This window comes from Sphingobium vermicomposti (assembly GCF_011762025.1).
Taxonomy (GTDB): Bacteria; Pseudomonadota; Alphaproteobacteria; order Sphingomonadales; family Sphingomonadaceae; genus Sphingobium; species Sphingobium vermicomposti.
Window position 1 is genome coordinate 733,742 of the sequence record NZ_JAASQR010000003.1, and the last position, 18,845, is coordinate 752,586.

Annotated in this window: 20 protein-coding genes, 2 tRNA genes and 1 pseudogene; 13 read left to right on the forward strand and 10 right to left on the reverse strand. The window is 62.7% G+C overall.

Features of this window, described 5'->3' with window-relative positions; translation table 11 throughout:
• Positions 1-82: 82 nt before the first annotated feature.
• Entirely contained in the window at positions 83-1,858 is a 1,776-nt protein-coding gene (locus FHS54_RS13370; protein ID WP_167304502.1) for an AMP-dependent synthetase/ligase, read from the forward strand.
• Here FHS54_RS13370 and FHS54_RS13375 read toward each other — a convergent pair.
• Genes FHS54_RS13375 through FHS54_RS13385 form a run of 3 tightly spaced genes read right to left on the reverse strand, consistent with a single transcriptional unit; the run spans position 1,837 to position 3,454 of the window.
• Positions 1,837-2,238 carry a hypothetical protein gene (locus FHS54_RS13375; RefSeq protein WP_167304289.1) on the reverse strand — a complete coding sequence of 134 codons (402 nt, stop codon included), beginning with the start codon at positions 2,236-2,238 and terminating at the stop codon, positions 1,837-1,839. The two genes, FHS54_RS13370 and FHS54_RS13375, sit on opposite strands and share 22 nt — an antisense overlap.
• 55 nt (positions 2,239-2,293) lie before the next feature.
• The gene (gloB, locus tag FHS54_RS13380) at positions 2,294-3,016 is read right to left on the reverse strand and encodes a hydroxyacylglutathione hydrolase (protein WP_167304291.1); all 723 of its coding nucleotides are present in this window, start codon (positions 3,014-3,016) and stop codon (positions 2,294-2,296) included.
• Between the two features lie 3 nt (positions 3,017-3,019).
• Positions 3,020-3,454 (reverse strand): VOC family protein, encoded by a 435-nt coding sequence (locus tag FHS54_RS13385; protein WP_167304293.1) that lies wholly within the window; start codon positions 3,452-3,454, stop codon positions 3,020-3,022.
• A gap of 103 nt (positions 3,455-3,557) precedes the next feature.
• Here FHS54_RS13385 and FHS54_RS13390 point away from each other — a divergent pair, with 103 nt between their 5' ends.
• Positions 3,558-4,262, forward strand: a complete 705-nt coding sequence (locus tag FHS54_RS13390; RefSeq protein WP_167304295.1) for an SIMPL domain-containing protein — start codon at positions 3,558-3,560, stop codon at positions 4,260-4,262.
• A gap of 50 nt (positions 4,263-4,312) precedes the next feature.
• Here FHS54_RS13390 and FHS54_RS13395 read toward each other — a convergent pair whose 3' ends face one another.
• From FHS54_RS13395 to FHS54_RS13405, 3 genes are all read right to left on the reverse strand, one after another.
• Positions 4,313-4,519 (reverse strand): hypothetical protein, encoded by a 207-nt coding sequence (locus FHS54_RS13395; RefSeq protein ID WP_167304297.1) that lies wholly within the window; start codon positions 4,517-4,519, stop codon positions 4,313-4,315.
• Between the two features lie 86 nt (positions 4,520-4,605).
• The gene (locus FHS54_RS13400) at positions 4,606-5,466 is read right to left on the reverse strand and encodes a tetratricopeptide repeat protein (RefSeq protein ID WP_167304299.1); all 861 of its coding nucleotides are present in this window, start codon (positions 5,464-5,466) and stop codon (positions 4,606-4,608) included.
• Entirely contained in the window at positions 5,466-6,218 is a 753-nt protein-coding gene (locus tag FHS54_RS13405; protein ID WP_167304301.1) for an alpha/beta fold hydrolase, read from the reverse strand. The genes FHS54_RS13400 and FHS54_RS13405 overlap by 1 nt, the downstream gene beginning before the upstream one ends.
• Before the next feature lie 139 nt (positions 6,219-6,357).
• Between FHS54_RS13405 and FHS54_RS13410 the strand changes: the two genes are divergently transcribed.
• Positions 6,358-6,444 (forward strand) — tRNA-Leu (locus FHS54_RS13410).
• Positions 6,445-6,885: 441 nt separating this feature from the next.
• On the opposite strand, the gene FHS54_RS13415 is transcribed toward FHS54_RS13410, so the two are convergent.
• Positions 6,886-8,007 carry an MFS transporter gene (locus FHS54_RS13415; RefSeq protein WP_208405002.1) on the reverse strand — a complete coding sequence of 374 codons (1,122 nt, stop codon included), beginning with the start codon at positions 8,005-8,007 and terminating at the stop codon, positions 6,886-6,888.
• Between the two features lie 195 nt (positions 8,008-8,202).
• Here FHS54_RS13415 and FHS54_RS13420 point away from each other — a divergent pair, with 195 nt between their 5' ends.
• From FHS54_RS13420 to FHS54_RS13460, 9 genes and pseudogenes are all read left to right on the forward strand, one after another.
• Positions 8,203-9,099: a LysR family transcriptional regulator gene (locus tag FHS54_RS13420; RefSeq protein ID WP_208404899.1), complete on the forward strand. Its 897-nt coding sequence runs from the start codon at positions 8,203-8,205 to the stop codon at positions 9,097-9,099.
• Positions 9,100-9,306: 207 nt separating this feature from the next.
• Positions 9,307-9,966: an isochorismatase family protein gene (locus FHS54_RS13425; protein ID WP_167304305.1), complete on the forward strand. Its 660-nt coding sequence runs from the start codon at positions 9,307-9,309 to the stop codon at positions 9,964-9,966.
• 87 nt (positions 9,967-10,053) lie between these two features.
• The gene (locus tag FHS54_RS13430) at positions 10,054-10,893 is read left to right on the forward strand and encodes an alpha/beta fold hydrolase (protein WP_167304307.1); all 840 of its coding nucleotides are present in this window, start codon (positions 10,054-10,056) and stop codon (positions 10,891-10,893) included.
• Positions 10,894-10,917: 24 nt separating this feature from the next.
• Complete coding sequence (locus FHS54_RS13435; RefSeq protein WP_167304309.1) at positions 10,918-11,166, forward strand: XapX domain-containing protein; 249 nt, start codon at positions 10,918-10,920, stop codon at positions 11,164-11,166.
• Entirely contained in the window at positions 11,163-13,091 is a 1,929-nt protein-coding gene (locus FHS54_RS13440; RefSeq protein WP_167304311.1) for an amidohydrolase, read from the forward strand. Before FHS54_RS13435 ends, FHS54_RS13440 begins: the two co-directional genes overlap by 4 nt.
• Positions 13,092-13,270: 179 nt before the next feature.
• A pseudogene (locus FHS54_RS13445) lies at positions 13,271-13,477 on the forward strand (glyoxalase); the annotation flags it as partial.
• The gene (locus tag FHS54_RS13450; RefSeq protein ID WP_167304313.1) at positions 13,474-13,899 is read left to right on the forward strand and encodes a DoxX family protein; all 426 of its coding nucleotides are present in this window, start codon (positions 13,474-13,476) and stop codon (positions 13,897-13,899) included. The pseudogene FHS54_RS13445 and the gene FHS54_RS13450, both read left to right, overlap by 4 nt.
• Entirely contained in the window at positions 13,892-15,253 is a 1,362-nt protein-coding gene (locus tag FHS54_RS13455) for an alginate export family protein (RefSeq protein ID WP_167304315.1), read from the forward strand. The genes FHS54_RS13450 and FHS54_RS13455 overlap by 8 nt, the downstream gene beginning before the upstream one ends.
• Positions 15,254-15,359: 106 nt before the next feature.
• Positions 15,360-16,055 carry a YoaK family protein gene (locus FHS54_RS13460; protein ID WP_167304317.1) on the forward strand — a complete coding sequence of 232 codons (696 nt, stop codon included), beginning with the start codon at positions 15,360-15,362 and terminating at the stop codon, positions 16,053-16,055.
• Here FHS54_RS13460 and FHS54_RS13465 read toward each other — a convergent pair.
• Positions 16,052-16,663 (reverse strand): TMEM175 family protein, encoded by a 612-nt coding sequence (locus FHS54_RS13465; protein ID WP_243855753.1) that lies wholly within the window; start codon positions 16,661-16,663, stop codon positions 16,052-16,054. The genes FHS54_RS13460 and FHS54_RS13465 overlap by 4 nt on opposite strands.
• Positions 16,656-17,585: a LysR substrate-binding domain-containing protein gene (locus FHS54_RS13470; protein WP_167304319.1), complete on the reverse strand. Its 930-nt coding sequence runs from the start codon at positions 17,583-17,585 to the stop codon at positions 16,656-16,658. Before FHS54_RS13470 ends, FHS54_RS13465 begins: the two co-directional genes overlap by 8 nt.
• Positions 17,586-17,697: 112 nt before the next feature.
• On the opposite strand from FHS54_RS13470, the gene FHS54_RS13475 reads away from it, so the two are divergent.
• The gene (locus FHS54_RS13475) at positions 17,698-18,396 is read left to right on the forward strand and encodes a pirin family protein (protein WP_167304321.1); all 699 of its coding nucleotides are present in this window, start codon (positions 17,698-17,700) and stop codon (positions 18,394-18,396) included.
• 356 nt (positions 18,397-18,752) lie between these two features.
• On the opposite strand, the gene FHS54_RS13480 is transcribed toward FHS54_RS13475, so the two are convergent.
• Positions 18,753-18,829: transfer RNA gene (locus FHS54_RS13480), tRNA-Met, on the reverse strand.
• Positions 18,830-18,845: the final 16 nt, after the last annotated feature.

Here is an 18,845-nt window from a genome sequence, read left to right on the forward strand (position 1 = left end):
CCCCCAAAATGGCGCGACGCGGGCGCGCCGGGTCCAGGAGGCAGGCTTGCAGGCGATCGAACGGTTCCCCAATCTGGTGACAATGTTCTTCGCGCGGGCGAAGGAAAAGGGCGACCTGCCCTTTCTGTGGCGCAAGGTCGATGGTCGCTGGCAGTCGCTCAACTGGACCGAGGTCGCGCATCAGGTCGCTTCGCTGGCCACCGCATTAAGGGCGCGGGGCCTGAAACCGGGCGACCCCGTCATGCTGGTGAGCGAGAACCGCCCGGAATTCTGCATCGCCGACCTTGCCATCATGGCGGCGGGATGCGTGACCGTGCCGACCTACACCACCAACACGACGCGGGATCATCAACATATCCTGACCGACAGCGGCGCACGGGCGGTGATCGTTTCTACCGCGAAGCTGGCCCAGGCATTGATGCCCGCAGTGCTGCGGTCGCGGGCGAGTTTCGTGATCGGCATGGAGCCATTGCGGGCCGGACAGGGTGACATTTCCTGCCATCTGTGGAGCGACCTGATCGCAGCCCACATCGCCGACCCCGACGCCTGCGCGGCTGAACAGACGGCGGGGCGGGCGGACCTGGCCTGCATCATCTATACCAGCGGCACCGGCGGCGCGCCGCGCGGGGTGATGCAGCATCACGGCGCGATCCTGTGCAATATCGAAGGCGCAGGCAGGCTGGTCGTGGAGGATTTCGGCTGGGGGGACGAGGTTTTCCTGTCGTTCCTGCCGCTGTCGCACGCCTATGAACATAGCGGCGGCCAGTTCCTGCCGATCATGCTGGCGGGGCAGATCTACTATGCCGAAGGGCTGGAAAAGCTGGCCAGCAATATCGAGGAAGCGCGGCCCACGATCATGGTCGTCGTCCCGCGCCTGTTCGAGGTGTTGCGGACCCGGATCATGAAATCCGTGGAAAAACAGGGCAAATTCCCCACCTGGCTGATGGGGCAGGCGCTGCGGATCGCCGCGAAGGAGCAGCAAGGCCGCAAATCGATTGCCGACGTGCCGATGAAGGCGCTGCTGGCGCGCACGCTGAAGCCCAAGATTGCCGCCCGCTTCGGTGGCCGGATGAAGGCGCTGGTGTCGGGCGGCGCGCCGCTCAATCCCGATGTCGGCCTGTTCTTCGACGCCATGGGCCTGACCTTGTTGCAGGGATATGGGCAGACCGAGGCCGGGCCGGTGATCAGTTGCAACCGGCCGCGCGCGGGTATCAGCATGGATACGGTCGGGCCGCCGCTGGACGGGGTGGAGGTGCGGATCGCCGCCGATGGCGAAATATTGGTGCGCGGCGAACTGGTCATGCACGGATATTGGCGCAACGAAGCGGATAGCGAGCGGGCGCTGAAGGGCGGCTGGCTGCATACCGGCGACATTGGCGAGTTTGACGAGCGCGGACGCATCCGCATCACCGACCGGAAAAAGGACCTGATCGTCAATGACAAGGGCGACAATGTATCGCCGCAGAAAGTCGAAGGCATGCTGACGCTCCAGCCGGAAATCGGGCAGGCGATGGTCTATGGCGATCGTAGGCCGCATCTGGTCGGGCTGATCGTGCCGGATGCCGAATGGACACGCGAATGGGCGGCGGCGCGGGGGCAGGAGCCGGACAGCGCCGATGCCGACCCCGCATATCAATCAGCCCTGCGAGCAGCCGTCGAACGGGTGAACGCCGACCTGTCGGTCACGGAACGGGTAAGGCGCGTGATTGTAGCCGATGAGCCGTTCACCATCGCCAATGAAGAAATGACCCCGTCGATGAAGATCCGGCGCCATGTCATTCGTGCGCGCTATCAGGATCGGCTGGATGCGCTTTACCAGGGCGCGGCCCCGGTTACTCAGCGGCCCGGCGTTCGATAGGGGGTGAAAGACCCCAGCGCGCATGCGCCGGTGACCATGCCAACCGTCAGGTCCGCGCTGCGGGCCATGTCGCCCCGGCAATATTGTGATCCCAACGGCCTTACCACCAGAGTGTCGCCACGGGCGAGGCCGGGGCAGCTTCCGATCAGGTCGTTGCGATAGATCAGCCGACCGCTGACCCGGTAAAGCAGCACGCTGCCGCTGATCGCGGTCAGGCTGGCCTGGGGATGGCGCGGAATGCAGCTTACCGGTTCACCGGGGACCTTGCCTGCCAGCGCCTTTTCCAGCCTTGCCGCCTGCCTTTCGGTCAGTTGCGGCGGCTCGGCACTGCCCGCGCAACCGGCAAGCATCGCGGGGGCCAGTAACATCCATCCACGCATGGCCATTCTCCTGCAGGTCGCTCCTGGGGAGCGACATCCTTTCAACGCATGACCGTCAGGCGGTATCCTTGGCCGCGCGGCGCTCAGCCAATTGTTCGACATCGGCAGCGCGCAGGAAGATGTTGGTCGCCCGCTCCTGCCCGATGGTGGTCGGCACTGTCGCTTCGCCCCGGTGGCGGGCGGCGTCGACCTTCGTCATGCGATCGGCAAGCGCTTGGTTTTCCGGCTCCACCGTCATCGCAAAGCGACCATTGGCCTGCGTATATTCATGCGCGCAATAGACCAGCGTGTCATCCGGCAAGGCGGCGAAACGCTGCATATTGGCGAACATCTGGGCGGGAGTGCCTTCGAACAAGCGGCCACAGCCCATGGCGAACAGTGTGTCGCCCGCGAACAGCAGATGCTCCGCCGACAGATGATAGGCGATATGGCCGGCGGTGTGGGCTGGCACTTCCATGACCGTGGCGACATGATCGCCGATGCGGACGCTGTCCCCTTCCCCCACCAGCCGGTCAAGCGTCCCGATCTTCGCCGCCTCGCTCGCAGGGCCGGTGATGGCGCAACCTGTCGCCGCCTTGATCGCTGCATTGCCGCCGACATGGTCGGGGTGCCAATGGGTGTTCCAGATCTGGCTGATGGTCCAGCCACGTTCCGCCGCTTCCTGCAGCACCGGATCGGCCACGGCGGGATCGATGACCACCGTGTCGCCGCCCGCATGATCGTGCATCAGCCAGACATAATTGTCATTGAGCACCGGGATGCGGACGACCTCCAGCATGGCCTACCACTCTCCGCTATTGGGCATGGACGCCCAGGGTTCGGCGGGATCGAGATAGCCGTCCTGCAACAGTTCGATCGAAATATTATCGGGCGTGCGGACAAAGGCCATGTGCCCATCGCGCGGCGGTCGGTTGATCGTGACGCCCGCATCCATCAGCCGCTGACAAACATCGTAAATATTATCGACGCGGTAGGCCAGATGGCCGAAATTGCGCCCGCCCTCATAGCGTTCGGGGGTGCTGCCATCCGTGGCTGGCCAGTTGTAGGTGAGTTCAACCTGCGCATCCTCATCACCCGGCGCGGCGAGGAAAACCAAGGTGAAGCGCCCCTGGTCGTTATCGATCCGCCGCTGTTCCTCCAACCCCAGCAGGTTGAAGAAGGCGACCGTCCGGTCGACATCGGTCACGCGGATCATCGTGTGGAGATATTTGGTCAAATCTTTGCTCCGTTCGTCGCCATCCAGCAACGGTTCATCTCAGACCTGTCAGGGATGCCTTCAAGATAGGGTGGCATGGGCCTCGAAGGAAGAGGAGACGGACATGGGCTTGGACTTGCGTGACAAGGTGCTGCTCGGCTGCGCCGGACTGCTGGCTGGCGGGATGGTGAGCGGCGGCTATCTGCTGGGCGACGGTTTGAAGCGCGCCAAGGCCGCCGACCGTTCAGTCACGGTCCGCGGCCTGGCGGAACGCGACGTCACCGCCGACCTTGCCACATGGTCGATCAGCTATTCCGCCACCGGGTTTGACCTGCCCACGGTGCGGGCCGAAATCGATAATAATACCAAGGAATTGAAGGCTTATTTCGCCGGGCTGGGCTTCCCGGTGCAAGCGCTTGCCCCCACCGGCGCGGGGGTCAATCAATATATCAACAATGGCGTCAACACGATCACCATCACGCAAAGGATGTTGTTACGCACCAACGACATCGCCAAGGCCCAGCGCGCGGTCGCCCAGCAGTTCGACCTCGTCCGGCGCGGCGTCACGCTGCAGGAAGGGTCGGGCATGCGCTACAGCTTCACCAAGCTGAACGACGTCAAGCCGCCCATGGTCGCCGCCGCGACCAAGGACGCGCGCGCCGCCGCCGAGCAATTTGCGCGGGACAGCGGCGCGAGCGTCGGCGGCATCAAGAGCGCGACCCAGGGCTATTTTTCCATAGACGCGCGCGACGGCGAAACCGATGGAGCCAGCGACACCCCCTATAAGAAGGTGCGCGTCGTCACGACCGTCGATTTCTACCTGAACTAAGGTCGCCACCCGAAGCGATGACGTTCCTCATCACTTCGGGTGACGGAATATCAATCATCATCGCCAATGATGGCCCCGGCAGTGCCGCCGACCACAGCACCCTCCACCGTGCCAAGCCCGGTGACAGCGCCCACAGCCGCGCCACCAGCGCCGCCGATCAGCCCTCCGCGCGTCGCCCCATGCGAGCAGGCACCAAGCGACACCGCGCCCATCATCAGCAGGCCGATGACGGCGAGCTTTCCTCGATTGCTTTGCATTTCGAATGTCCTTTCCCGATTGCCATGTGATGGGCCAACGGGAGGGCGTGGCCAAGGTTCCCCGGAGCGAACCCGCCGCGTCCGATTCAGCCTTTGGGCTGGGCCGCCAGTCGCGCCAGGCTGTCGGCTGCCGCTTTCCCCGCCGGGGACGCCGGAGCAATCTTCACCGCGCGTTCCCAGGCGGATTTCGCGACATCCTCATGATCGGTGAGGATGGCGATATTGCCTTCCTCCAACGCCACGGACGCGTCATCGGGCGATAGTTGGACCGCACGTGCGATATGGGCCTGCGCCAGCCTCATTTCACCGGTGCGACGCGCCAAGGTCGCCGACAAAAGCCAGGCGAGAGGGTCCTGCGCGGCCTGCTCCGTCGCGATATCCAAAGACTCGCGCGCACTTGCCACATCGCCCAGCGCCACCAGAGCGCGGGCGCGATCCAGATGAACTTCGCCCTTTTCGATACCGTCGGGCAATCCGCGTGCCAGTGCAGCGTCAAAGCTTGCCCGCGCCTTTGCCGCGTCGCCAGCCGCCAGCGCCGCATTGCCCGCCTGCGCCCATAGTCGGGCGCTTTGCGCCATTTCGCCGCTACGCTCCGCCTCCTCCGCCGCCTGTTCAAAGGCGACAATCGCGGGAGCCCATCGTTCCGCCCGCGCATAGGCGAAGCCCAGGCAGTGACGCGCGTAGAAGCTGCCGCCGTCCAGCCTCCACTGTTGGGCAAAGGCGATTGCCTGTTCAGCAGAATCGACGGCCTGGTCGAGACAGGCCTGAAACGGCTTGGCGAATTTTTCCGGTACGGGGATGCGCCCGTCAGCAGCGGTCGCAGGCCGTGGCGGCGGCGACGCAGAGCGGGCGATCGCCGCTTCCTTGCGCCGCCGGGTCATCACCGCCTCAACCTCAGGATCATAGGCTTGCGGCGTCAGCAGCAGCAGGGGCAGAAGGAAAGCCATCAGAAACTGTCCAAAAGGCTGGCGACGGTGCGGATCAACAAAGCGATGTCCGCGTCGCGGGAAAGGCGATGGTCGCCATCCTTAACCAGCAGCGTCTGCACATCCGATGAACGTAGCCGCTGGGCGATACGGAGCGCCGTTTGCCAGGGAACGTCGCGATCTTCCTGCCCCTGGAGCAGGCGGACCGGGCAGGAAATGGCGATCTCTCCGCCCAACAGGCGCAGCGCCTGCCCGGACTCCCAAAAGGCCAGCGTCGTGACATAGGGTTGATCGCCATAGGGCGTCGGCTCGACAATGCGCCCTTCCGTCGCCAGCAGCGCCTTGTCGGCGTCGGTAAAGCCCCAGTCGGTGAAGTCCGGCGCGGCGGCTATGCCCACCAGCCCCACCACCTTGTCAGGTCGGGCAAGCGCGATGAGCAGCGCCAGCCATCCCCCCATGGACGATCCGACCAGCACCACCGGCCCCTGCACCAGCGCGTCGATCAGTTGCAGCGCATCGTCCCGCCAGGTCGCGAGCGTGCCATCCTCGAACCGTCCTTCACTCGCGCCATTGCCGCCATAATCGAGCCGCAGCATCGCCCGGCCCGCTTCGCCCGCCCACGCGTCCAGAGCGATAGCCTTGCCGCCTTCCATGTCGGACATGTAGCCGGGCAGAAAGACAAGCGTAGGCCCGGCACCCGCGCGGTGGCGATAGGCGAGCCGACCGCCTTCGGGGCGTGCGAAAAAGGATGGCGGGCTGGCTGTCAAATCCATGGGGCTCTCCACGGCAGTGAGGGGCGATGTCCGCCCTGTCTTAGAGGCAGCCGCAACGAAATCCAAAGCAGAAGAAAAATAACGGCATGCGCGATTGACAGGGTAAAGACCAACGGCTAATCGCGCCGTCCTACCCCGTGCCCAGATGGCGGAATTGGTAGACGCACCAGCTTCAGGTGCTGGCGATCGCAAGGTCGTGGAGGTTCGAGTCCTCTTCTGGGCACCAAATCCTTGATTTTGTAGCGTAAATTCAACCCCTTAGGGGTAACGCTTAAATCCAGTCCACCCTTTGGCCCACCCTCGCTTCTGCGAAGCAGCGAGACGCAATGCGCACCTATGCGCAGGCGCATGCTGATTAGGTCCTGCTTGGCCATAAGAAGATAGTGAGCAGGGGTTAGATATCTCGGAGTGGATGTGGAGGTCCCCATGACCTTGGCAGAAGGAACAGAGATTTAACGCCGACTGGCTCCCCTCAACTGCGAGGAGCTAATACTTAAATAGGGTCGGCTACGCGCCCACTTCTTGCCGCTCGATTGCACTTATCGTTCGCGTGGAAGCGGACATTGCTGATGAAGCCATCGATCCACGATGCTCGTAGGCTCTGGGACATTGCAGCCATTGACGGACAACGCGCCGCCTCTCCAAATTAGCGCGCCACTGTGCCTGACTATCCTCCGCTAGCCACGTCACGGATTTGAAGAACAGAAGCGACCACGGCTAGCGCGCTGCCGAGCACGACCACACCGATCCATCCATCTGTCGCCCAGACAGCCATCGCGGCGGCGGAGCCGATTGAGCCGCCCAGAAACATCGACACCATGAAAATGGTATTGAGGCGGCCCCGTGCTTCCGGGCGAAGAGCGTAGACGATGTGTTGATTTGAAACGAGTGCGCTCTGCACGGCGAAGTCGAGCAGGATCACACCGGAGATAAGGCCTGCGAGCGATAACCAGAGGCCGAAAACGACCCAGGATGCCAGGGTCAACACTGTCGCAAGAATGATAACTCGCTGGGGACCGTATTTGTCCGCTATCCGTCCCGCGACTGGCGCCGCCAGAATGCCAACAGCGCCAACGACGCCGAACAGACCAGCAGCATCGGCTCCGAGTCCGAATTGGGGCTCTTGCAGATGGAAAGCCAGGATCGTCCAGAAGACGGTGAAGGCCCCGAACAATAGTCCTTGCGTGATCGACGCAAGGCGTAGAGCGGGAAATTCCATCCACAGCGTGACCATGGATTTCAGCAACTGGCCATAGCGCATCTTCGCGTCAGGCTTGCTGGGGGGTAGACGCCAGGCCATAAGCAAGCCGGCACCCAAGGCCATGGGCGCGCCCAGCCAGAACATCTGACGCCAACCAGCGTGCGTCGCCACAAAGCCTGCCAAAGTACGGCTGAGCAGAATTCCGCACAGCAGCCCGGCCATGACGACGCCGACAGTGGCGCCGCGCCGTTCGGGCGTCGCGAGGTGGGCGGCCAGAGGGACCACTTGCTGAGCCACTGTAGCCATCGCACCCATGGCGAGCGACGCCAGGAGCAGCATCCATGCACTTGGCGCGACCGCCGCTGCTACCAAAGTCAGGGCCAGCGCAAAAAACTGGATGACGATCAGGCGCTTGCGCTCGAACAGGTCCCCGATCGGAACGAGAAGAAACAGACCGGCGGCGTAGCCTAGCTGGGTGGCAGTCGGGATCAGCCCGGTGATCGGACCGGGCAGGTCCTGCTCCATGATGCCCAGCATCGGCTGATTATAGTAGATGTTGGCAACGGCGACCCCTGCGGCAATCGACATGGCCAGCGTGAGAGTTGCCGACAGCACCGGCTGCACGCGAGCGCCGCGATTTGGTGACACAGCCACTGGGGCTCTTTCTAATATCGATGGGATTTTCATCAGGAAGCTCCGTTGAGGGCAACGGCATCAAGTAGGCGCATCTACATTGTTCGCGGTAGTTGCTGAACGTGGTCGGCCGCTATAACGATAATGGTTATGCTGAACCTGTCAGACCTCGCTATTTTTGTCGAAGCCGTCGGGGCGGGCAGTCTCGCGGGTGCGGCGCGACGCCTGAACATCCCGGCCATGACGGCGTCGCGCAGGCTGGCTGCACTCGAAGCGGATTTGGGCGTCCGACTTGTCCACCGGACGACCCGCACCCTATCGCTGACCGGCGAGGGCGAAGCATTGCTTCCCCATGCCCAAATGCTGGTGGAAGGGGAGCAATCCCTGCGCCTGGCGCTGAGACCCGCAGCGGACGCGGTTTCGGGAACGCTGCGAGTAACGGCCTCGGTGCCGTTCGGGCGCAAGATCCTCACGCCCTTCATCGGGCAACTTCTGGAGCAGCAGCCGGGTCTTCGGGTCGACCTTATCCTCCACGACGGATTGGTCGACATTGTGAGTCAGGGGATCGACTGCGCCATCAGGATCGGGCTGCTGCAGGACAGCACGCTGATCGCGCAGGCTCTGGCGGAAAATCCACGTCAACTTTATGCCGCACCTGCCTACCTCGATCGCAAGGGGCGCCCGCTCACGATCGATCAACTTGTCGACCATCAATGCCTCGTTCAATCAGGCACAACCCATTGGCGTTTTGGATCGAAAGAAGCGCGGCAGCCGATCCACGGTGCATTTTCAGCAAACTCTGTGGAAGCTTTGCACCAGGCGGCGCTCCACGGCATGGGTATCGCTCTGCTGTCGGACTGGGCGGCCCGCGAAGACTTGCAGGCAGGTCGACTCGAAGCGCTTCCCATGGCGGAAGGGGCACCCGAGCCACGCAAGATCTGGGCAATCTACCCGAGCGTGCGGTTCGTTCCCCCTAAAGTGCGCCAGTTCATAGCCAGCCTGAGACGTCACCTCGCAGCAGAAAGCCTGACGTCATTCAGCTTGTGATCCTGATCGCTGGTTTGACCTCCTCCTGCATTGCGAAGCTTAGGGCCCCTGACGGGATCACACGTCACCACACATCGTGAATGTCCGCATTTCAACAATTTCGAACATGGGCCTGGAAATTATACGACTGCGTCAAAGCAATCATCCCGTCTAACCCTCCAATCGCACCGGACGAACCGAGTGTACGAAATTCAGTTGGAGACCGACATGACCATCAAAGCGACCCCGACCCCCGGCAAATCCCTGATCTCCGCCGAGGACCACACTCTCATCATGATCGATTTCCAGTCGCAGATGGCCTTTGCCACCAAGTCGATCTCCACAGAGTTGCTCCGCAACAACGCCGCACTGGTCGCCAATGCAGCTGCCGGCTTCAAGGTTTCCACCATCCTCACCACGGTCGCCGCCGACAGCTTCTCCGGCCCGATGTTCAGCGAGATTACCGACGCCTTCCCAGGCCAGCCGCTGCTCGACCGCACCTCGATGAACACCTGGGAGGACGCCGCCGTCATCGACGAGGTGAACCGCATCGGCAAGGAGCGCATCATCTTTGCCGGTCTCTGGACCTCGGTGTGCATCGTCGGCCCTGTAGCATCCGCCGTCGATCAGGGCTTTGACGTCTACTTCATCACCGACGCCTGCGGCGATATCTCTGAAGAAGCACATGAGCGCGCCGTCGAGCGTATGATCCAGCTGGGCGCCAAGCCGATGACCTCGCTGCAATACCTCCTTGAGCTGCAGCGCGACTGGGCGCGGACCGAGACTTACGACATGACGACCGGCTTCGCGAAGAAGTGGGGCGGTGCCTATGGCCTGGGCATCACCTATGCCAAGACCATGTTCAACGCTTCGGAGGGCGCGCACTAAGCTCCGGCCACGTGGCGACCGGGCGCACCTCTCCACCTGCGCGCCCGGTCGCCGATACTTCCCCTATTCCCGCATAAGGATCTCGCCATGACCAGCTTCGTCACCACCCAGGACGGCGTCGACATCTTCTACAAGGACTGGGGTGCCAAGGACGCGCAGCCGATCATGTTCCACCACGGCTGGCCGCTGTCTTCCGATGACTGGGACGCGCAAATGCTGTTCTTCCTGGGCAAGGGCTATCGCGTCGTCGCCCATGACCGTCGCGGTCACGGTCGCTCGGCGCAAGTCGATGTCGGTCATGACATGGATCACTATGCTGCTGACGCTGCCGCGGTTGCCGAGCATCTCGATCTGCGCGACGCCATTCACATCGGCCATTCCACCGGCGGCGGCGAAGTTGCGGCCTATGTCGCCCGCCATGGCCAGCCGCAAGGCCGGGTCGCCAAGGCTGTGCTGGTCAGCGCGGTGCCGCCAATCATGCTCAAGACCGAACGCTACCCGGGTGGCCTGCCCATGGAGCTGTTCGACGGTCTGCGCGCTGGCCTCGCCGCCAACCGCTCGGAGTTCTTCCGCGACGTGGCGAGCGGACCATTCTACGGCTTCAACCGGGAGGGCGCAGAGGTGAAGCCTGCCATGGTCGACAATTGGTGGCGGCAGGGCATGATGGGCAGCGCGCTCGCCCAGTATGAAGGCATCAAGGCTTTTTCCGAAACCGACCAGACCGACGATCTGAAGGCGATCATCGTGCCGACCCTGGTGCTGCATGGCGACGACGATCAGGTCGTTCCGTATAAGAACGCCGGCGTCCTTCAGGCAGAGCTGCTGCACAATGCCATGCTCAAGGTGTATGAGGGCTATTCGCACGGCATGTTGACGGTGAACGCCGACGTGCTCAACGCCGACATCCTCGGTTTCATCCAGGCCTGACCCAGGCAACGCAGGAGCATGGCCATGAAACCCTACATCCTCTCCCTCGGCGCTGGCTTGATCGTCGGCATCGTCTACAGCTTGATGGGCGTCCGTTCCCCCGCACCGCCGGTCATTGCCCTGATCGGACTGGCTGGCATCCTGCTCGGCGAACAGATTATTCCGGTCGTGCAGCGCGTCGCAAGCCTCTCTGAATTGAACAGGTTCGTGCGGCAGGATTGCGTGAACCATGTGCTGGGCAAACTGCCGACGCACGGAAAGCGCGACGCATGATGAACCGCCGCCAACTGCTTGGCAGCGCTGCTGCCACCACCGCTCTCATCGCCACCACGGAAAGCTTCGCCATGACCCAGAACGACCTGATCCTCACCAACGCCAAAGTCACGACATTGGACCGTGAGAATCCGCAGGCGCAGGCAGTCGCGATTCGCGACGGCAAGTTTCTCGCCGTCGGTTCAGAGCAGGAGGTTCGCGCCGCCGCCGCGCCCAACGCGCGGGTCATCGACGCTGGCGGTCGCCGCTTGATCCCCGGCCTGATCGACAGCCATATCCACGTCATTCGTGGCGGCCTAAATTATAATATGGAGCTGCGCTGGGAGGGGGTGCCCTCTCTTTCCGAAGCCATGGCGATGCTGAAGCGGCAGGCCGAAAATACGCCGCCGCCGCAATGGGTACGCGTGGTCGGCGGCTTCACCGAACATCAGTTCGCGGAAAAGCACCTGCCCACCATCGCAGAAATCAACGCCGCGGCGCCCGATACGCCTGTTTTCATTCTCCACCTTTACGATCGTGCGCTACTCAACGCCGCCGCGCTGCGAGCCGTGGGCTATACGAAGGACACGCCCAATCCACCGGGCGGCGAGATCGTCCGCGATGCTCAGGGCAACCCCACGGGACTGTTGCTGGCCCAGCCCAATGCGACGATCCTCTATTCGACGCTGGCGAAGGGTCCGAAGCTGCCGCAGGACTATCAGCTCAATTCCACGAAACATTTCATGCGTGAACTGAACAGCCTTGGCGTCACGAGCGTCATCGACGCAGGCGGCGGATCGCAAAATTATCCGGACGATTATGAGGTCATCGACAAGCTGCACAAGGACGGCGAGTTGACGCTGCGTATTGCCTACAATCTGTTCACGCAGAAGCCGAAGGAGGAGCTGAAGGACTTCGCCAGCTGGTCCACGCAGATTAAGCCGGGCGACGGCGACGACAGCTATCGCCACAATGGTGCTGGCGAGATGCTGGTCTATTCGGCCGCCGACTTCGAGGATTTCCGCGTTGCTCGTCCCGACATGTCGCCGGAGATGGAGGGCGACCTCGAACCCGTCATCCGTCTGCTGGCCGAGCGTCGTTGGCCCTGGCGACTGCACGCCACCTATGACCAGACGATCAGCCGCGCGCTCGACGTGTTCGAGAAGGTGAATAAGGACATCCCGCTCCAAGGTCTCAACTGGTTCTTCGACCATGCCGAGACGATCAGCGAGCGCAACATCGACCGCATCGCCGCGCTGGGCGGCGGCATCGCAGTCCAGCACCGCATGGCGTTCCAGGGCGAATATTTCGTCGAACGCTACGGCGCCAAGGCTGCCGAGGCGACGCCGCCTATCAAGAAAATGATGGATGCCGGTGTGCCCGTAGGCGCAGGCACCGACGCCACCCGCGTCGCCAGCTACAATCCCTGGGTCTCGCTCAGCTGGCTGGTCACGTCAAAAACCGTAGGCGGCTTGACGCTCTATCCGACACGTAACCGGCTCGACCGCGAGACGGCTCTGCGTCTGTGGACAGAGAAAAATAGCTGGTTCTCGAACGAGGTCGGCAAGAAGGGGCAGATCAAGGCTGGCCAGCTGGCCGACCTGGCGCTTCTGTCCGACGATTATTTCAGCGTGCCCGAGAGCGAGATCGCACATCTTCGTTCGGTGTTGACCGTGCTGGGTGGCAAGATCGTTTATGGCGAGGGCGCTTTCGGTCCGATCGCGCCCCAGGCTCCCAAGGCGATGCCCGACTGGTCGCCGGTCGCAACGTTCGGCGGCCACTGGCGCCGCGACGAGTCGGCGAAGACAATGGCGTCGGCTTGCGGCTGCGCGTCCTCCTGCAATGTCCATGGCCATGACCATGCGGCAGCGCTGGGCGCGAACGTACCGGCTGCCGACGTCCAAAGCTTCTGGGGCGTCATGGGCTGCGGCTGCTGGGCCGTTTGATCACGACGACGGCCTTTTTCCAGCGGGAGGGGGCATCATCCTCATGTTCGATAATCTGGAACGCTCCCTCTGATTTTATTCGGATCGATCAAGGGTTCTGGGCCGGTTAGAACGTGCCCGCAGCCTCATCGAACTCCTGAAACCACTCTACCGGAGATACAGACATGAACCGCATTGCCCTCGTATCGAACGGTCAGCTGCCCTGGCCTTATGGCCGCGACATGACCGGTTACGAAGTGGCTGATCTGCCCGCGACGCTCGCCAAGGCTGCTGCTGCCGGTGTCGAGACCCTCGTCCCAGCGCATGCTGAGAACGACCGTCAGGCCGCGATCGTCCGCTTCCCCGGCGGCTACATTGCCGAAATCCACGCGACGATGAAGCCATGACGCGTTCCGAACCACGCTTCGTCGACGCGATCCTCGACTGGCCTGGCACATGGTTCCTTGCGCGGCTGGCGCTGGTCGGTGCTTATCTGCTGGGGGGCATCGTCAAGCTGACTGATTGGCCCGCGGCGGTCGCCGAGCAGGCGCATTTCGGCATGAACCCGCCCTATTTCTGGGCGGCGCTGACCATCGGCATAGAGATTGTCGGCCCACTCCTGATTCTGACTGGCCGCCTCGTTTGGCTGGGTGCGGGCATGTTGGGTGTGTTCACTCTGTTTGCCGCGTTCACCGCCAATGCCTTCTGGACCATGTCTGCAGGGCAGGAGCGCTTCATGGCGACCAATGCTTTTTTCGAGCATGTGGGCCTGATCGGCGGCTTTGTGCTGGTGGCACTTGTCGCCGAACGGGCGCGTCGCCGTGCTTAGGTCGCTCGCGGCGGCGGGACTGCTGGCAGGAGTCGTGTCGGCACCTGCCAGCGCCCAGCAGCGCGAGGCTTGGCAGGCACCGACGCTCAGTATCACACGTTATGACGAGGACTGGTCCGATCTTGCCGATGCGCAGAAGCGCGCACATCACTGGACCGGCCAGTTCAAATATATTGCGTTAAGCGATGACAGCTGGGTCACCACCGGCATCGAACTGCGCACCCGCAGTGAGAGCTACAGGAACAACCTGTGGGGCGGGGCGGCTCCGCCGGACGACAGCTATTTGTGGCTGCGCGTCTTGCCCTATGCCGATCTCCACGTGGGGAAGGCCCGCGCTTTCGTGCAGCCCATCCTGGCCTATGCGGTCGGCGTATCCCCTTCCGCCGGTCCCGTCGATCAGACCCGCGCCGATCTGCTACAGGGGTTCGCGGAGGTCGACCTCGGCCCGGTCAACCTGCGCGCGGGACGGCAAATGCTGTCTCTCGGCACCGAGCGGCTTGTCGGGACGCGCTACGGTCCCAACGTCCCGCTGGCCTTTGATGGTGCACGGGCGGATGTCGCCTTTTGTGGTGCCAGGGTGAGCCTGCTGGCAATGAAGCCGGTCCAGCCCGGCCCCCGCAGCTTCGACGATGCCACTTCCGATGCCAAGGCGCTGTGGGGGGTTTATGCGGCACTGCCGGAGCTGGACATCTATTATCTGGGCTATCGCAACCATGTTGCACGTTTCGGCGGCCAAACCGGGTATGAGGTTCGGCACAGCATCGGCCTGCGATCGCACGGGACCCGTGGCGACTGGCACTGGAATGTCGAGGGCGTGGCGCAGTTCGGTCATTTTGAGAGGCAGAAAATCGCGGCATGGACAGTCGGCACGGAGGTCGGCCGCAGCTTTCCCACGCTTCCGCTCGCCCCGGACGCCACCCTGCGGTTCAATATCGTCAGCGGCGACGGCAAGCCGGGCGACGGCAGGCTTGGCACCTTCAATGCGCTCTTCCCCAAGGGCAAATATTTTGGCGAACTCTCGCCGGTCGGGCCGACGAACATCGTCAGCGTCAATCCTCGCCTCAGCGGTGCACTGAGCGAACGGGTGTCGTTCAGCCTCGCCGCCATGGCCTATTGGCGATACAGCAGGGCTGACGGCGTTTACGATATCCCCGGGAATCTGGTCAGGGCGGCGGGTGACAGCAGCGAGCGCTTTATCGGCAAGGAGGCAGAGGTGACGGTCGCCTGGCAAGCCACGCCCGAATGGGAACTGTCGACGTCCCTGTCCGCCTTTGCGCCCGGTGCCTTCATCCGCGAAACAGGGCCGGGTAGAACCATCACGATGCTGGGTCTGGAGAGCAATTTCCGCTTCTGACGCCTGACTTTTCGAATTTATCGAACAAGGCGGCTGGTCTTATTCCACTGCATAGATGACGTTGAGCAGGCTACCCACAATTCATCGACCTCTGCCGGAGACCATCATGCCCATTGCCAAGCCTGCCTCATCGCCGCTCCCCTGGCTTCTTCTGCTCCTGTCAGTCACGACCGGTCTGGTCGACGCCATTTCGGTACTGGGCCTGGGCAAGGTGTTCACTGCGAACATGACAGGCAACATCGTATTCCTGGGCTTCGCTGCCAGTGGTGCCCCCGGTTTCAAGGTCGCGCCTTATGTGGTCGCGATTGCCTTCTTCATGATCGGTGCCCTGGTCGCCGGTCGCGTCGGCAAGCATCATGCGGAATCACCGTTGCGCCGCTGGCTTATCGTTGCGGCATCGGTGGAAGCCATTCTCCTCTGGATTGCGGCTGGCGTCGCAGTCGGCTTCGACGTAACCGCCCAGTCGCCCGGCTCCAGCGTCTATATCATCATCGCTTTGACTGGCCTCGCGATGGGCTTTCGCAACGCGACCATCCGGCAGATGAAGGTTCCCGACCTCACCACCACGGTCCTGACCCTTACCATCACCGGACTCGCCGCCGATTCCAGCCTGGCGGGCGGCACGAACCCCAATTGGGCACGGCGTATCGGCAGCGTGGCTGCTATCTGCCTGGGCGCGGCCATCGGTGCCTATCTCGTGACGCATGGCGGGCTTGTGCTGCCTCTCATCCTTGCCGGTGCGCTGATCTTTGTCGGGACGCTGGCTTGCACCCTGCACCCGGCCGCTTCCAGGCCGCTTTAGTCGCGCAGGGCGCGCTCGATCCGGCGATCGGGCGCGATCCAGAATAACAGCACCACGACATAGAAGATGATCGCCATCGGGCGGGCGACGAACGCGGTTGGTACGGCGACGGCGTAGAGGCCGAGGCTGATCTTGCCCTTCCAGTCGCGACCGATCGCCTGCGCCAGCGCCGATTGCCGGCCATTGCACGCGATGATTGACCGTTCCGTGAGCGTATAGCCGATGGCGGCCATCCCCAGTACGACGCCATAGGATGCCGTCGCCATCGCCGAAAAGCCGCTCGCATCGAGCCACCGTATGACAAATGGCACAAGTGACAGCCAGAAGAGCAGGAACAGGTTCGACCACAGCACCTTGCCGTCGATCCGCTCGGTCGCCTGGAGCAGATGGTGATGGTTGTTCCAGTAAAGTCCTACATTGATGAAGGACAGGACGTAGGCGAGCAGGATCGGCACGCTGTCCGACAGCGCCGCCAGCGTCCCGTCATGCGGGACCTTCAACTCCAGCACCATGATGGTGATGATGATCGCCACCACGCCGTCGGTGAAGGCCTCTAGCCGCCCCGCCCTCATGCCGCCCCCTACGCTTTGATGAGAACGATCAGACATCACCCATGCCTTCCAATTCGCGGTCATCCTGGCCAAGCGCGACGAACTGATCGAGCAGCCATGAGGCCGCCGGTCCCGGCGGGGTATCGCGTCGCCAGACGCCAGCGAAACGATATGTTCCGCCAAGATGATCAGGCATGACTAGCCGCACCAGGGTTCCAGCAACGAGGTCCGGTTCGATCATCGGCAGGGGCATGTTCCCCCAACCGATCCCTTCCCGGAGCAAGGCGTGCTTCGCGCCCAGATCGGCGAGGCGCCAGGTCTTGGGACTCATTACCGAAAAATCCTGCCCCTCGGTAAAGCGAGATCGATCCGTCAGCACCAGCTGCGTATAGTCGCGGCCGGCGCCCGGCGGGATGCGCTCCATGCGCCCCAGCGGATGGTCGGGGGCCGCGACCGGCACCATCGGCACCGACCCGGCGGCGATGCACTCGACACCTTCCACTCCGGCAGCCAACGGCCCGGAAATCCCGATCGCGGCGGCCCGGTCCAGCACCATCGCGGTGATAGCGCCCAGGGCTTCTACGTGCAGACGCAACTGGACAGTTGGGAATTCGGTGGAGAAATCGCGCAGCACCCCGCCAAGCCGTTCGGACGGCAGCATGACGTCAACAGCCAGGTCCACCTCCGCCTCCAATCCGTCAAGCAGACCCTTCACTTTGGCGCGCAGACCGTCGAAGCCGTGCGATATGCTGCGGGCTTCGGCGAGAAGCGCGCGCCCCGCCACTGTCAATTTAGGCTTTCGCGTCCCCTCCCGCTCGAACAGTGTGAGGCCAAGCTGCGCCTCAAGGTTGGCGATGCCATAGCTGATGACCGACACCGCACGGTTGAGCTTGCGACCCGCAGAAGCAAAGCTGCCCGTGTCGATGATGGTCAGGAATATCCGGAGCTGGTCGAACGTGGGCGTGCCGGGTGTATTCACTATTCTATTTCCTCGAACGAAATGGCCTGCTTTATCCCTCTGATCAGGACGGATCGCAAGGCGTAAACCATCTCCAACGACAGCGAAACGCTGTTTCGACAGGAGATATGAGATGATCGAACTTCGCCCCTTCGCAGACCTTGGCAGTGCCAATCACGGCTGGCTCGATGCCAAGCATCACTTCTCGTTTGGCGGATATCACGACCCGGCTCGCATGAACTGGGGCAACCTTCGTGTGTGGAACGACGATACGATCGCCCCGCATACCGGCTTTCCACCGCATCCCCACCGCGACATGGAGATCATTACCTATGTCCGCGAAGGCGCGATCACGCATGAGGACAGCCTGGGCAACAAGGGGCGCACTGAGGCTGGTGATGTCCAGGTGATGAGCGCTGGCACCGGCGTGCGCCACTCCGAATATAATCTGGAGGATGTGACCACGAAGATTTTTCAGATCTGGATCGTCCCGACGCGCGACGGCGAAGCACCAAGCTGGGGTGCGAAGCCCTTCCCAAGGGGTGAGCGCTCCGGCCACTTCGTAACGCTGGCATCAGGTTACGAGGACGACAACGACGCTCTTCCCATTCGCACCGACGCACGCATCGTCGCGGCAACATTGAAGGCTGGGGAAAGCGCCGAATATAAAATCGGTAAAGATCGTAAAGGCTATATGGTGCCTGCGACTGGCGCGATCCGGCTGGACGATGTTCGGATCGAAGCGCGCGATGGCGTGGCAATCTCCGAAGTCGATGTGATACGCGTCACTGCGATCGAGGACAGCGAGATCGTCCTGGTCGATGCGGCTTGAGAACCGGTGAGCGGCGGAAGTAGACCCGCCGCTCGCCTCCTCTGAACGCGTCGGATGGCGACAAAGGAATTTAAACCTGTCTGATCATTGGCCGAACTTAGCTAATTCCTCCGTTCGGTTGCTGAATTCTCGATCGTCCGACACCCTCCACCTCGCTCAAAGAGCAGCAATCATCCCGGCGAAGGGACACCGCGCAAGGCGGCCCTCAGGCCCCGCTTACGACTGATCGCTTGTTGGACCGGTGGCGCACCATGCTGATGGCGGTGGGGTGCAGATTCTGATGCCATTGGATCTGGCGAGTTATGCTACAAACGACAACGCCGCCCCGAAGGGCGGCGTTAGCAGTTTTATGCCGTTGGTTGCGGGAGCAGGATTTGAACCTGCGACCTTCAGGTTATGAGCCTGACGAGCTACCGGGCTGCTCCATCCCGCGTCACCAAAGGCAAAAG

What these genes read in the sequence shown, in the direction of transcription:
- FHS54_RS13370 (WP_167304502.1), top strand. Translation starts at nt 83, where the DNA reads ATGTTCTTCGCGCGGGCGAAGGAAAAGGGCGACCTGCCCTTTCTGTGG.
- FHS54_RS13375 (WP_167304289.1), bottom strand. Translation starts at nt 2,238, where the DNA reads ATGCGTGGATGGATGTTACTGGCCCCCGCGATGCTTGCCGGTTGCGCG.
- gloB (WP_167304291.1), bottom strand. Translation starts at nt 3,016, where the DNA reads ATGCTGGAGGTCGTCCGCATCCCGGTGCTCAATGACAATTATGTCTGG.
- FHS54_RS13390 (WP_167304295.1), top strand. Translation starts at nt 3,558, where the DNA reads ATGGGCTTGGACTTGCGTGACAAGGTGCTGCTCGGCTGCGCCGGACTG.
- FHS54_RS13395 (WP_167304297.1), bottom strand. Translation starts at nt 4,519, where the DNA reads ATGCAAAGCAATCGAGGAAAGCTCGCCGTCATCGGCCTGCTGATGATG.
- FHS54_RS13400 (WP_167304299.1), bottom strand. Translation starts at nt 5,466, where the DNA reads ATGGCTTTCCTTCTGCCCCTGCTGCTGCTGACGCCGCAAGCCTATGAT.
- FHS54_RS13405 (WP_167304301.1), bottom strand. Translation starts at nt 6,218, where the DNA reads ATGGATTTGACAGCCAGCCCGCCATCCTTTTTCGCACGCCCCGAAGGC.
- FHS54_RS13415 (WP_208405002.1), bottom strand. Translation starts at nt 8,007, where the DNA reads ATGTCGATTGCCGCAGGGGTCGCCGTTGCCAACATCTACTATAATCAG.
- FHS54_RS13420 (WP_208404899.1), top strand. Translation starts at nt 8,203, where the DNA reads ATGCTGAACCTGTCAGACCTCGCTATTTTTGTCGAAGCCGTCGGGGCG.
- FHS54_RS13425 (WP_167304305.1), top strand. Translation starts at nt 9,307, where the DNA reads ATGACCATCAAAGCGACCCCGACCCCCGGCAAATCCCTGATCTCCGCC.
- FHS54_RS13430 (WP_167304307.1), top strand. Translation starts at nt 10,054, where the DNA reads ATGACCAGCTTCGTCACCACCCAGGACGGCGTCGACATCTTCTACAAG.
- FHS54_RS13435 (WP_167304309.1), top strand. Translation starts at nt 10,918, where the DNA reads ATGAAACCCTACATCCTCTCCCTCGGCGCTGGCTTGATCGTCGGCATC.
- FHS54_RS13440 (WP_167304311.1), top strand. Translation starts at nt 11,163, where the DNA reads ATGATGAACCGCCGCCAACTGCTTGGCAGCGCTGCTGCCACCACCGCT.
- FHS54_RS13450 (WP_167304313.1), top strand. Translation starts at nt 13,474, where the DNA reads ATGACGCGTTCCGAACCACGCTTCGTCGACGCGATCCTCGACTGGCCT.
- FHS54_RS13460 (WP_167304317.1), top strand. Translation starts at nt 15,360, where the DNA reads ATGCCCATTGCCAAGCCTGCCTCATCGCCGCTCCCCTGGCTTCTTCTG.
- FHS54_RS13465 (WP_243855753.1), bottom strand. Translation starts at nt 16,663, where the DNA reads ATGTCTGATCGTTCTCATCAAAGCGTAGGGGGCGGCATGAGGGCGGGG.
- FHS54_RS13475 (WP_167304321.1), top strand. Translation starts at nt 17,698, where the DNA reads ATGATCGAACTTCGCCCCTTCGCAGACCTTGGCAGTGCCAATCACGGC.